This is a genomic window from Actinomycetospora sp. (assembly GCF_055612215.1).
Genome location: NZ_JBVPVA010001186.1, coordinates 1 through 12,001, shown reverse-complemented (window position 1 = coordinate 12,001; position 12,001 = coordinate 1). Strand labels below are relative to the sequence as shown.

At 73.1% G+C, this 12,001-nt stretch carries 12 protein-coding genes; 10 read left to right on the top strand and 2 right to left on the bottom strand.

Annotated features, from left to right (window positions below; translation table 11 throughout):
- The 10 genes from AC0CYZ_RS31795 to AC0CYZ_RS31750 all read left to right on the top strand — a co-directional run.
- Window positions 1-1,005: glycosyltransferase family 2 protein (locus AC0CYZ_RS31795; RefSeq protein ID WP_472222286.1), on the top strand; the 1,005-nt coding region annotated here is incomplete at its 5' end.
- The gene (locus tag AC0CYZ_RS31790) at window positions 1,002-1,802 is read left to right on the top strand and encodes a polysaccharide deacetylase family protein (protein ID WP_472222284.1); all 801 of its coding nucleotides are present in this window, start codon (window positions 1,002-1,004) and stop codon (window positions 1,800-1,802) included. The genes AC0CYZ_RS31795 and AC0CYZ_RS31790, both read left to right, overlap by 4 nt.
- Window positions 1,803-1,851: 49 nt before the next feature.
- Window positions 1,852-3,723: a hypothetical protein gene (locus tag AC0CYZ_RS31785; protein ID WP_472222282.1), complete on the top strand. Its 1,872-nt coding sequence runs from the start codon at window positions 1,852-1,854 to the stop codon at window positions 3,721-3,723.
- 62 nt (window positions 3,724-3,785) lie between these two features.
- Window positions 3,786-4,121: a hypothetical protein gene (locus AC0CYZ_RS31780; RefSeq protein ID WP_472222280.1), complete on the top strand. Its 336-nt coding sequence runs from the start codon at window positions 3,786-3,788 to the stop codon at window positions 4,119-4,121.
- A complete protein-coding gene (locus AC0CYZ_RS31775; RefSeq protein ID WP_472222278.1) occupies window positions 4,118-4,315 on the top strand; it encodes a hypothetical protein in 198 nt (65 codons plus the stop codon). Before AC0CYZ_RS31780 ends, AC0CYZ_RS31775 begins: the two co-directional genes overlap by 4 nt.
- 58 nt (window positions 4,316-4,373) lie before the next feature.
- Entirely contained in the window at window positions 4,374-6,203 is a 1,830-nt protein-coding gene (locus AC0CYZ_RS31770) for an aminotransferase class I/II-fold pyridoxal phosphate-dependent enzyme (RefSeq protein ID WP_472222276.1), read from the top strand.
- On the top strand, window positions 6,200-7,003 hold the full coding sequence (locus AC0CYZ_RS31765) for a hypothetical protein (RefSeq protein ID WP_472222274.1): 804 nt from the start codon (window positions 6,200-6,202) through the stop codon (window positions 7,001-7,003). The genes AC0CYZ_RS31770 and AC0CYZ_RS31765 overlap by 4 nt, the downstream gene beginning before the upstream one ends.
- A 31-nt stretch (window positions 7,004-7,034) precedes the next feature.
- Window positions 7,035-8,228, top strand: coding sequence for a GH39 family glycosyl hydrolase (locus tag AC0CYZ_RS31760; RefSeq protein ID WP_472222272.1), 1,194 nt, complete (start codon window positions 7,035-7,037; stop codon window positions 8,226-8,228).
- A 43-nt stretch (window positions 8,229-8,271) separates the two neighbouring features.
- Window positions 8,272-9,546 (top strand): lipopolysaccharide biosynthesis protein, encoded by a 1,275-nt coding sequence (locus AC0CYZ_RS31755; RefSeq protein WP_472222270.1) that lies wholly within the window; start codon window positions 8,272-8,274, stop codon window positions 9,544-9,546.
- On the top strand, window positions 9,543-10,556 hold the full coding sequence (locus AC0CYZ_RS31750; protein WP_472222268.1) for an endonuclease/exonuclease/phosphatase family protein: 1,014 nt from the start codon (window positions 9,543-9,545) through the stop codon (window positions 10,554-10,556). Before AC0CYZ_RS31755 ends, AC0CYZ_RS31750 begins: the two co-directional genes overlap by 4 nt.
- Before the next feature lie 67 nt (window positions 10,557-10,623).
- Here the strand turns inward: AC0CYZ_RS31750 and AC0CYZ_RS31745 are convergent, their stop codons facing one another.
- A complete protein-coding gene (locus AC0CYZ_RS31745; protein WP_472222266.1) occupies window positions 10,624-11,373 on the bottom strand; it encodes a hypothetical protein in 750 nt (249 codons plus the stop codon).
- A 146-nt stretch (window positions 11,374-11,519) separates the two neighbouring features.
- The coding region (locus AC0CYZ_RS31740) for a hypothetical protein (protein WP_472222264.1) at window positions 11,520-12,001 on the bottom strand (482 nt) is incomplete at its 5' end.

Sequence of the window (12,001 nt, the reverse complement as noted above, 5' to 3'; positions counted from 1 at the left end):
AGCGCCGTGAGCGCCGGGACGAGCGCGGCGCCCGTCGGGACCGATGAGGCCACCCGCCGGCCCGGCCCGCCGAGCATCTCGGCCGTCGTCTGCGCGTTCTCCGACGCCCGGTGGGCCGACACGGTGGCTGCCGTCGCGTCGTTGACGGAGCAGCAGCCCGCGCCGTTCGAGGTCATCGTCGTCGTCGACCACAATCCAGGGCTCTGCGAACGCCTGGCCGCGTCGCTCGACGTCACCGTCATCGAGAACACGGGTCCCCAGGGTCTCTCGGGCGGCAAGAACACCGCGATCGGAGTGGCTCGGGGCGACGTGGTCGCCTTCCTCGACGACGACGCGGTGGCCGCGCCCGGGTGGCTCGCTGCACTCGCCCGCCCGTTCCGTGACCCCCGCGTCGTCGGTGTGGGCGGGCTGACCCTCCCCGCCTGGGCGACCGGGCGCCCCCCGTGGTGGCCCGAGGAGTTCGACTGGGTCGTGGGCTGCACCTTCGTCGGCCGCGACCCCGGGGTCGTCCGGAACCTCCTGGGCGGCAACGCCGCGTTCCGTCGGGGACTGTTCGACCTCGTCGGGGGGTTCCCGACCCACATCGGGCGGTCCTCGGGCAACCGGCGGCCGCTGGGGTGCGAGGAGACCGAGCTCTGCATCAGGGCGGCCCAACGCCGTCCGGGCGCCACGTTCGTCTTCGAACCGGGCGCGGTCATCCGGCACCGGGTCCCCGCCGAACGCGAGCGCTTCTCCTACTTCCGGGCCCGCTGCTACGCGGAGGGCCTGTCCAAGGCGCTCGTCGCGCGGAGCGTCGGGCTCCACGACGGCCTCTCCGCCGAGCGCCGCTACACCGGGATGGCACTGCGCCGCGCCGTGCTCCGGGGCCTGGGTGAGGGACTGGCCGGGGACCCGGACGGCATGCGGCGCGCCGGGGCGGTGCTCGTCGGGGTCGCGTGGGCGAGCGCCGGCTTCGCCGTCGGGAGCGTCCGGGAGACGAGGCGGCGGGCGGGAGCCACCCGGTGACCCTCGCCGTCCCCGTCCTGATGTACCACTCCGTCACGGACGACCCGCCCGCCTCCACCCGGTCGCTCTCGGTCCGACCGTCGCAGCTGGACGCGCACCTGCGGTTCCTCCGCGACCACGGGTTCACCGGACTGACGTTCGGCGACCTCGGCGAGCGCGTCCGAACAGGCGCCGCGCTGCCCACCCGGCCCGTCGTCCTCACGTTCGACGACGGGTACGCCGACACCCACGAGGCGGCGCTCCCGCTGCTCGTCGAGCACGCGTTCCCCGCGACGGTCTTCGTGACGACGGGGTGGGTGCGCGACGCCGGGGCGGAGGCCGCCGGTCGGCCGCTGGACCGCACGATGGGGTGGACCCAGCTCGGTGAGCTGGCCGCCAGCGGGATCGAGGTCGCGGCACACAGCCACAGCCACCCGGAGCTCGACCAGCTCGACGACGGGACGCTCGCGACCGAACTGCGGCACAGCCGGGCGCTGCTCGAGGACCGTCTCGGGACGCCCGTCACCAGCCTCGCCTACCCGTTCGGATACAGCAGCCCGCGCGTCCGTGACACCGTCGCGACGGCCGGGTACCGGCAGGCCGCAGCGGTCGCCAACGCCGTGGCCGACGTCGGGGTCGGGGACCCGTTGTCCGTGCCCCGGCTCACGGTGCGGCGCTCCACGACCCCGGAGGTCTTCGGCCGGGTCGTCCGGGGCGTCGACGTGGACAGGATCTTCCGGACCGACCGTGCGCTGACGCGCGCGTGGTCGGTGGTGCGGTGGTCGCGCTCCCGGGTGCGGGGCGCGCGTCGTGCTTGACACGATCCCGCGGCGGGTCGACGCACCGCCCTCCGCGGGCGGACCCGCCTTGCCCTCCACCACCGTGGTGCTGCGCGCCGGTCCGCGACGCCGTCTCGATCACGTGGCGGTGATCCTGGCGGGCACCGGTGTCGCGGAGTGGTGGGTGTCGGTCGCGAACCTCCCGCTGCGGGACGTGAGCGACCTCGGTCTGGTGTCGGTGCTCCCGGCCGCGGCGTGGATCGGCGTCGCCCTGGTGGTGGCGTCGTTCCTGGTGGCGCTCCACGGCGGGCGGACCGGTGCCCTCGTGCTGTCGTTGGTGGCCACGGTCCTGGTGCTGCACGGGCTGGGGGTGGTGGGCGAGCACGAGATGCGCTTCAGCGTGGCGTGGCGCCACGTCGGCATCGCCGACTACCTCCGCGCGCGGGGCGCGGTCGACCCCAACCTGGACGCCTACCAGAACTGGCCGGCCTTCTTCGCGGTCACCGCGTTCGTCTGGCAGGCCACGGGCGTCAGCGACCCGACCCCGGTGCTGGCGTGGGCCCCGGTCGTCCACAACCTGCTCTATCTCCTCCCGCTCGTCGCGATCGGCAACCGCCTGTTCCGGGACCGGAGGATCGTCTGGCTCGCCGCCTGGCTGTTCACGGTGGCCAACTGGATCGGGCAGGACTACTTCTCCCCCCAGGGCTGGTACCTGTTCGTCTACCTCACCGTCATCGCGGTGGTCCTCGAGTGGTTCGGTCTCGACGTCCCCGCCTTCGCGGAGGCCCGGGCGGCCCGTGCCGCAGGGCCGGCGGAGCGGTCGTCGAGGTGGCGAGGATGGCTGTGGTCGTCCGCGGCCCCGGCGCTGCCCGGCCGGGCCACGACGAGGTACCAGCGCACCCTCCTGCTCGCGCTCGTCCTGCTGCTGTGCGCCGTCACCATCGCCGGCCACCAGCTGACCCCGTTCGTCCTCGCCCTCGCCACGGGCGCCGCCGCCCTGCTCGGGTGGTCGCGCCTCCGCGCGCTCCCGGTCGTCCTGGTGCTCGCCACGCTGGCCTGGACCGGGTACGCGGCCGCGGCCTACTCGGCCGGCCACCCGGACACGTTCAACCAGTTCGGGGCGTTCGCCTCGATCTTCCAGCAGACCGTCGAGCGGCGACTGACCGGTTCTCCCGGGCACGCGCTGATCGCCCGCCTCCGGCTCCTCGAGACCGCCTTCCTCTGGGCGCTGGCCGCACTGGGTGCCTACCGCCTGGTGCGGGGCCGGCGACCGCAGCTCGCCAAGGGCCTCGCCGCGCTCGCGCTGTGCCCCTACCCGGTGATCGCGGCACAGTCCTACGGCGGCGAGGCCCTCATGCGGGTGACCCTGTTCGCGCTGCCCTTCATGGCGCTGCTCGCCGCGGCCGGGCTGGTCGGGGCGGCACCGTCGATCCGCCTGGGGACGTTGCTGCCCGTCCTGCTGGTCGGGGTCCTGCTGGTCGTCGTGTTCCCCTTCACCGCCTACGGCAACGAGCGCATGGACCTCTACACGCCGAGCGAGGTCGCCGGCGTGCAGCAGATGTACCGACTGGCCCCGGCGGGCTCGGTGCTCACCTCGGTGACCGGCGGCCTCCCGTGGCGCTCGACCCACTACGCCGACGACGAGTACCGGCTGCTGAACGACGGCAACGCGGTCGAGTCGGCGCCCGACGTCGGGACGCAGGGCACCGTCGACCTCGACGCCCCCGACCGGCGGGTCCTCGCCGCACAGGTCGCCGCCCGCATGGCGGCCCGACCCGGCCAGCGGTCGCTCCTGATCGTGAGCCGGAGCCAGGGCGCCGAGCTGGACCTGCTGGGGCCCTTCCCCCCGGGTTCCCAGGACCGGCTCCTGACGGTGCTGCGGACCTCGCCGGCGTTCCGCACGGTGTACGTCAACGACGACGTCGCCCTCTTCGAGCTGACGGGTCGGGTTCCCTCATGACGACGTCGAGCGGACGCAGCGCCGCCTGGAGCCCGTCGGGTCCGCTCCGGTCGATCCCGGTTGTGGCGCCCTACCTCCCCTCCGTGGTCGCGCTGCTCGTGGCCGCTCTCGTCGTCGGCGACTCGGCGTCCCCGGTACGCGCCGTCCTGGTGCTCCTCCTGGTCATGGTCGTCCCGGGGTGGGCGCTGCTCGACGCCTGCGATCTGGCCCGGGGCTGGTTGGGAGTCGGGCTCGCCGTCGCGGCGAGCACGTCACTGGCGACCGCGATCGCCACCGCGCAGCTCTACCTGGGTCTGTGGTCACCTGCTGGGACGGTGCTGGTCCTCGTCCTCGTCACGGGGTGCGCCCAGGCCGCCCGAGGCCTCCGGCTCCGCCGCGGCGACGGGGACCGGTCGTGAACGCCGTGCTCTCCGGACCCGTCGGCTGGGTGAGCGTCCTGCTCGTCGTCGGCCTCCTGGTGGTCGCCGAGTTCGTGCGCGAGTCCCGGCCCGTCACCCCGGCCCGCTCGCGCTCTCCGGGCTCGGTCCTGCGGGTCTGCGCCGGTGCCGTGGCGCTGGGGATCCTCGCCCTCCACCTCTACGGATTCTCATGACCAGAGACGTCGATCCCACCACGGCCGCCCTGTCCGTCCGATCCGAGGAAGTGCACCGGTGAAAGCTCTCATTCTCGCGGCCGGCTACGGCCGGCGGATGCGCCCGCTGACGGACCACCGTCACAAGACGCTCCTCACGATCGGCGGTCGCACGATCATCGACCGCATCCTGCACGGCCTGCGCCTGCACGGGATCCACGAGGTGTTCATCGTGACGGGGTACCGCTCCGAGGAGCTCTCCGAGCACGTCAGCGTGACCCATCCGGACTTCGAGTTCACGTTCATCCACAACGAGCGCTACGACAAGACGAACAACATCTTCTCGATGGCCCTCGCGTTCGAGCAGATCACGTTCGACTCCGACCTCCTCCTCATCGAGTCCGACCTGATCTACGAGCCGGCGGTGCTCGACCGCCTCATGAAGAGCTCGCACGAGAACGTCGCCCTGGTCGACCGGTACCACCCGGGGATGGACGGCACCGTCGTGGCGCTGACCGAGGACGACGTCGTCTCGCAGGTCATCCCACCGAGCCAGCAGTCGGCCAGCTTCGACTTCAGCGACAAGTTCAAGACGCTCAACATCTACAAGTTCTCCCGGGACTTCTGCGCCACCACGTTGCTCCGGCTGCTGACCACCTACGCGCGCCTCATCGACGACAACTGCTACTACGAGATGGTCCTCGGGATGCTCGTCTACATGCAGCAGGCCGAGATCCACGCCGAGGTCATCGACGCGGAGCTCTGGAGCGAGGTCGACGACCCGACCGACCTGCGGGTGGCCGAGTTCAAGTTCAGCCCGGCGGCGCGCCACGGGATCCTGGAGTCGACGTGGGGCGGATCCTGGGACCTGGGCGTCCTCGACTTCGCGTTCATCCGCAACATGCACTTCCCGACCCCGGCGATGCTCTCCGAACTGCGGTTCCACCTCCCCGAGCTCCTGCAGAACTACGGTTCGACGCAGACCGTCCTGAACACGAAACTGTCCTGGGCGTTGCGGTGGCCGGACGAGTACACCCACCTGCTCGGCGGCGCCTCCCAGTGCTACCCGTGGCTGCGGTCCTGGTTCGCCGGCCGACGCGTGCTCATCCCGGAACCCACGTTCGGCGAGTACCCGCGGATCTTCCCGGACGCCGCCACGTACGTCGACGGTCCGGGCGTGGACTGGGAGGACGTCGAGCGGACGGCGACCGACGCCGACGTCGTCGTGTTCGTCAACCCGAACAACCCGACCGGCACGACCCTCGACAGCCACCTCATCGCCGACTTCGCGCGATCGCGTCCGGACACGACGGTGATCGTGGACGAGTCCTTCATCGAGTTCTCCGGGCAGCAACCGCTCTCGGAGATCCTCGCCTCGACGCCCCTCGAGAACGTGCTCGTGATCAAGAGCCTGAGCAAGAGCCTGGGCGTGCCGGGCCTGCGGCTGGGCGCGCTCATGACCCGGAACCCGCGACTCTCCGCCCTGATCGCCGAGGAGACCCCCATCTGGGCCGTCAACTCGGTGGCGGAGAACTTCCTGGACATCATGCTCAAGCACCGCCCCGCGCTCCACCAGTCCCTCCGACGGACGGTGAGCGACCGGGAGGACCTCACGGCGACGCTCGCGCGACTGCCGGTCGTCGACCGGGTGTTCCCGAGCGGCGCGAACTTCGTGCTCGCGCGCCTGTCGCTCCCGGCGGCGGCCACGGGCGAGCTGACGGCGCGATTGGTCGAGAAGCAGCTCATCCACGTCAAGGACGTGTCCCACAAGTTCGGGACCGGCGAGGGCTACTGGCGCGTGGCCGTCCGCACCCCGTCGGACCACGACCGTCTCCGGGACGCCGTCCTCCAGCTCGCACCCCGTCGCCGCGACCACGTCCGGCCCACCCTCGAAGGACTCGTGCGATGACCCTCGACACCCCGCGTCCCCGTGCGGACCCCCATGCGTTCGTGCGCGCCGAGCTGGCACCGCCCGCCACCCGGTGGGCGACACTGCGCGGGAAGCTCTCGATCTACCGGAAGCTGTGGGCCGTCCCGGAGAACCGCACCGTCTCGCCCCTGATCGCCCTGACCCGCGTGATGGACCGCGCCCCGGACGTGGTCCCGGTGCTCAGCGAGCAGTACCGGCGTCGGCGGGGCGCGGTGTTCGAGCGCGACCTGCGGCTGCTGAACGACGTCCTCGCCGACAGTCCCCTCGCCGGGCGCTACTGGGTCTGGGGCGGGATGCTCCTGGGCTGGGCCCGCGAGGGTCGGCTGCTCCCGCGCGACACCGGCGACGCCGACTTCGGGTTCGCCGCGCAGGACGCCGCGCTGTTCGACCAGGCCGAGGCGCAACTGCTCGCGGCCGGGTTCTCCCGTGGTTTCCGCTTCCACAGCCGGGCCGGCGTCTGCACCGAGCGCGTCGTGGTCCGCCACGGGTTCAAGTTCGAGTTCTTCCGGATGGACCCCGTCGACCCACGGACCTGCGCGTTCCACGTCTACGGGCTGGGACGCACCGGGCCGGTCGAGGTCGTGGGACACCTGCCGGTGGAGGCGCTCGAGCCGTTCGACTTCCTCGGGCGATCGTGGCTGAAGCCCCGCGACCACGAACTGCTGCTGCGCGCCTGCTACGGGGACTGGCGGACCCCCGACTCGTCCTGGCAGTGGTTCGACGACCTCAGCCTGGTGTCGGCCCGCGCCTGGTCGACCGAGGACGGCTCTGCCCTCTGAGACGACACCGCGGGACGAGGGGAGGGACCTGATGCGCTGGCAGTGGTGGACGGCGGCGGCGCTCACGGCGGCCGTGGCGCTCCTCCTGGGTGGCGTGGTGCTGCACGAGTCGCCACCCCGACCGCCCCAGGCCCTCATGGTCGGCGCCGCGCTGACCCAGGACAGCGCCGACGCGTGGAACCCCGAGCCCGCCACCGACCGCGCCAAGGACATCCTGCGGCGCGAGACCGACATGACCAATCAGCACATCATGGGCTGGGGGGTCCTGAACCCCTCGCCCGCGCGGGGCGAGCGGGACTGGGCGTCGCTCGATGCCCGCGTCGCGTTCATGGACGACGTCGGCGTGACACCGGTCATCACGCTGTGCGGAGCGCCGGACTGGATGAAGGGGGGTGATCCGGGGGAGACGGACTGGAGCCGGATCGAGGTCGCGCCCGACCGCGCGCACTTCGCCGATTTCGCCGAGCTCGCGGTCGACGTCGCGAAGCGGTACCCGCAGGTCAAGCACTTCGTCGTGTGGAACGAGCTCAAGGGTTTCTACGACTCCGAGCACGACCGGTGGGACATCGAGGGTTACACCGACCTCTACAACCAGGTCTACCGCGCCCTGAAGGCCTACGACCCCACGATCATGGTGGGCGGCCCCTACGTGCCGATGGACAGCTGGAAGGACGCGCCCGAGGCGTCCTCGATCTCGGGCCCGTGGGGCACCGTGGACCAGCGTGCCCTCGACGCCGTCCAGTACTGGCTCGCCCATGCCGTCGGCGCCGACTTCCTCGCCGTCGACGGGTCCAACGGCACCCGGGACAAGGGCCTGATCACCACGCCCGAAGCCTCGAACGCGAAGTTCGCCGCGGTCACGCGGTGGCTCGTCGCGCACGCGAACCGCCCCGGGCAGCCACCGCTGCCGGTCTGGTGGATGGAACTGCACGCGGACGTGGCGCCCGGCGACGACGCCGCCTCGGCGTACGCCGCGGACGTGGCCCTCGACGCCATCCTGCAGGTCGGGGACGCGGGCGCCGACGCGGTCTTCCTCTGGCAGCCCGAGGCGGGCCCGAGGTCCCACTCCGTGGCGCTGTGGGACTCGACCAGCTCGGCGGACGGCGGTCGACCGGAGCCGCTCGTGCCCCGGTTGGCGGAGGTCGAGCAGTCCTGGGCCTCGGGTGACCGGGTCACCTACACCTGGCGGGACGGCCGCCTGGTCCTGTCCCCGACGTTGCCGTGACGAGGCAGGCGCGCCCGGTCGCGCGACCGGCGGGGGGACCGACGTGACGGGGACGCTCGCCGGGGTGCGGATGCGTCTGGTGCCGCGGGACCCGATGCAGCGCAGCGCCATGGCCCTGGCGGTCAACACGGGCGTCACGGCGGTGCTCGGGTTCCTCTACTGGATCGTCGCCGCCCGCCTCTACAGCCCGGCGGTGGTGGGCGCCTCCGCCGCCCTGATCTCGGCCATGGTGCTGATGGCGAACCTGGCCGAACTGAACCTGTACAACACGCTCATCCGGTTCCTCCCCACGGCGGGGTCGCGGAGCCGGCTCTACGCCCTCCGCGCGTACCTGGCCGTCGCCGCGGCGAGCGTCGTCGTCGCGCTCGTCGCGCTGCCCTTCCTGCGTCACATGGAGATCGTCCGTGGGCTGCTGCGGTACGGACCGGCCGGAGTGGCCCTGCTGGTGGGCGCACTGCTCGTGTGGACGGTGTTCGCCCTGCAGGACAGCGTGGCGATCGGCGCCCGCGCCACGGCGTGGGTCCCCGCCGAGAACGGCCTCTTCGGCGTGCTCAAGCTCGTCCTGCTCGTCGCGTTCGCGGCCGCCTTCCCCGGGTCCGGGGTGTTCTGGTCCTGGCTGCTGGCGATGGTCCCGGTGCTGGTGCTGATGAACGCGCTGCTGTTCGGTCGTCTGCTGCCCCGGCACGGGCGGGAGTCGGCGCACGGGGCCGAGTCGGTCTCCCGCGCGGACGTCGCCGCGTTCATGACGCTCGACAACCTGGCCCTGATCGGCGCCACGGCCGCGAACTACGTGCTCCCGATCATGGTCGTCGTCCGCGCGGGCGACGAGGCGAACGCCTACTTCTTCGTCGCGTGGAGCGTCGCGGCGGTGCTCGACGTCGCGCTCGTCAACGTCGCCAGCTCCCTCACGGTGGAGGGCGCGCGGCAGAAGGAGAGACTCGCCGAGCTCACCACGAGCCTCCTGCGGCGCATCACCGTGATCGCCCTGCCGCTCGTGCTGGTCGTGTGCGCCGCCGCGCCGCTGGTCCTGGCCCTCTACGGGGACGCCTACGTCGCGCACTCGACCACGATGCTCCGCGTGGTCGTGCTGGCGGTGCTGCCCCGCATCGTCGTCATCGTGTGGATGAGCCTCAATCGGGTCCGCCAGAAGCTGGGCCGGATCCTCGCGGTGCAGTTCCTGCTCACCGGTTCGGTCCTCGGGCTGTCCTGGGTGTTCCTCCCGACCTATGGGATCCTCGCCGTGGCCACGATCCACCTCGCCGTGCAGACGCTGGTCGCGATCGCCCTGGCGCCGACGCTCGCACGAGCCGGGAGGTGACGCGTACGCACCCGCTCACGGTCGGGACGGCTCCCGCTCCTGCGCGCCCGGTTGCGCGGCGGCTCGTCGACACGGTCGTCGTCCTCGTCGTCGTCTCCATCACCGCGCTCGTGCTCCTGCCCGACGAGCTCGGGCTCGACCGGTGGCTGCCCTTCGTGGCCCTCGTCGCCTTCCGGTGGCAACTCGCCGTCGCGGCGGCTCTCGTGGCGGTGGCCATGATCGTGTGGCGGCCGCTCCGCGTCGCGGGCGTCGCCGCGCTCCTGGTCTGTGTGGTGGCGGGCGCCCTGGTGGTGCCCCGGGCCGTGGCTCGTGCGGCGCCCGCGCCCGGTGGCCGGGAGCTGACGGTGCTGTCGTTCAACGTGGACCGGGGACGCGCGGACGTCCCGGCGCTCGCGGCCGCGATCCGTCGTGAGCGGCCGGACGTCGTGGTCCTGCCCGAGTCGGCCGACCGCTTCCGTGGCCTCCTCGGTGCGACGATCCCCGACCTCGCGTACCGGTCCTCCGTCGCGGTCCTGCCCGGGGCCGGCGACGTCGACGGGATCACCGTCCTGACCGCCCCCGGGCTGGGCCCCGTCGGCTCACGGGTGCTCTCGCAGGGCCCGTCCGACCCGTGGCTCGAGCTGACCGGCGGTGGGCTCGGGAGGGTGCGCCTCGTCGCGGTGCACATCACCGCGCCCTGGCCCGGGAAGATCCAGAGCTGGCCGGGAGAGCTGGCGCAGCTCGGGACGTGGTGCGGTGCCGGCAGCGGTCCGGCGATGGTCGTGGGGGACTTCAACGCCACCCTCGACCACCGCGAGCTCCGTGAAGGCACGCGCGGTTGCCAGGACGCCGGCGTCGTCACCGGGCAGGGGCTCACCCCCACCTGGGACACCGAGTGGCCGGCCTGGTTCGGCGCCCAGATCGACCACGTGTTCGCCGGGGCGGGCCCGCAGCCCACCGCACTGCGGATCCTCGACCTCCCCGGGAGCGACCACCGCGCGCTCCTCGCCCGGGTCCGGCTCTCCACCTGATCGCGGTGTCGGGCGGTGGGCGCATGGCCGGTCGTCCGATCCATCGCGACGGCCCGGTGGAAGACGCTCAGCCTCCCGCGGTGCTCGTCGACCCCGGGAACGTCCCGCGCGCGTGGGCGGCGCGGACCTCGTCCTCGTAGTCGCAGAGGGTCTCGCCGTGGCTCTCGTCGAGGCTGGTGACCCAGTAGGTGGCGCAGATCCGGGGGTCCTGGGGCACCGTGACCGCGCGCGACGACGACCGCGGCGGGGCGGGCGCCGGTGGGTTCTCGACGGTGTAGACCACCAGCTGGGCGCCCGGGTCGACGCGGGTCCCGGCGGCGGGAACGGCGACCACGTGGAAGATGTCGTGCGGGACGATCACGTCGCCGTCGTCGCGGTTGAGGAAGAGCACGTCGTCGAAGCCGGCGTGGCGCAGCTCGTCGGAGACGGCCTCGGCGCCCTTCCCGACGAGGTCGCGCGGCACCGGGGTCCCCGTGGCCGCCGGGGCGAGGGTGGACACGTCGCCGGCGGGGGAGGCCGTCGGCGCCGGCAGGGCGAGGCCTCCCGGGGTGGGCACCGTCGAGGAGGAGACCGGCGGGTCGGACGAGACGAGCGCCGCCGGGGCCGCGGTGGCGGTCATCGCGACGACCGACCCGGCGGCCGCGACCAGGACCGCGCCGCCGACCCAGGCGGGCCACCAGCGGTGCGCGGTCCCCACGGCGGAGGGTGCGGTCACCGGCGCGACCCGCGGCAGGCGCACCGTCGGGGCGTCCAGGGCGGCCGGCTCCGGCGCGCGGTGCCGCCCGCGGGCCTCGAGCACTGCTCCGGACGTTCCCATCGCGTCCCCCGACCGCCGTCACCGCTGCTACCGGTGGACGATCGGGCCGCTCGCGGTCAGCGTTACCGGGAGGTGACCTCGGCGGCCGCCTGCCCACGCACGCTCACGCGTGCGTGGGGCGAGCACGCTCCGGCAGGAGGGTGCCGTCAGCGCGGTGCCGGCTGGGCGATCTCGGGGATCAGGGACAGGTCGGGGAGACCCGGCTCGCAGTTGACGATCGTGTTCTTCCCGGCGATGTAGAGGTACAGGGACGACGCGTACAGGTGCTCGGGCGTGCGCAGCCACACCGAGCTGGTGTGGCCCACCGGCGTCGCAGCGTCGAACACCGGCGCGGCCCGGACGCCGCACTCGACCCGGATGCTGGACCCCTCGGCGACCTTGCCGCGGGAGGTCCCCCCGATGACGGCGGGCGCCGAGCGCAGCGTCGCGCCGTCATCTCCCGCTCCCTGCACCACCGCACCCCACGACGTGACCGAGGGTGCCGGCGCGGGTGGCTGGGGCGTCATGCCGTCGATCACCAGGACCGCGCCCGCGCCGAGGGCCGCCGCGGCAATCAGCGCGGCCACCCCCACGAGCAGGCGTGCCCGGCGGCGCAGCGCGGGAGAGGCCCACGCCCGGAGCCCCGAGG

What these genes read in the sequence shown, in the direction of transcription:
- AC0CYZ_RS31765 (WP_472222274.1), top strand. Translation starts at nt 6,200, where the DNA reads ATGACCCTCGACACCCCGCGTCCCCGTGCGGACCCCCATGCGTTCGTG.
- AC0CYZ_RS31760 (WP_472222272.1), top strand. Translation starts at nt 7,035, where the DNA reads ATGCGCTGGCAGTGGTGGACGGCGGCGGCGCTCACGGCGGCCGTGGCG.
- AC0CYZ_RS31745 (WP_472222266.1), bottom strand. Translation starts at nt 11,373, where the DNA reads ATGGGAACGTCCGGAGCAGTGCTCGAGGCCCGCGGGCGGCACCGCGCG.